This window comes from Halioglobus sp. HI00S01 (genome assembly GCF_001635445.1).
GTDB lineage: Bacteria > Pseudomonadota > Gammaproteobacteria > Pseudomonadales > Halieaceae > Halioglobus > Halioglobus japonicus.
Genome location: NZ_LWEE01000318.1, coordinates 1 through 296, shown reverse-complemented (window position 1 = coordinate 296; position 296 = coordinate 1). Strand labels below are relative to the sequence as shown.

Here is a 296-nt window from a genome sequence, read left to right as displayed (position 1 = left end):
CGATTCAAGGATAAGGTCATTCTCGCATTGTGTAGTGGATGGGGCTTGGGAGGTACAGCTGGGATCAATGCTCAAGGAACCCAGCTTCAGCGCTACGCCTGAGGTATTACTGATTTCCACCAGGCCGACAGGTAGATCAATTCCCCCGCCTTCAGGGTTGTCCAGCGCAAGCATACTCGCCAATGCCTGGGGAATGTTCAGGCTGCCCAGTGCACTCAGGGTTAGACCCACCCCCAGTAACATTACACTCAATAATTTACGACCCTGCGAGCTGCGCAATGCGCGATAGCCTATCA

Annotated in this window: 1 pseudogene; it reads right to left on the bottom strand. The window is 53.7% G+C overall.

What is annotated here, in order from left to right:
* Positions 1-252: pseudogene (locus A3709_RS19700) on the bottom strand (midcut-by-XrtH protein); the annotation flags it as partial.
* Positions 253-296 lie beyond the last annotated feature (44 nt).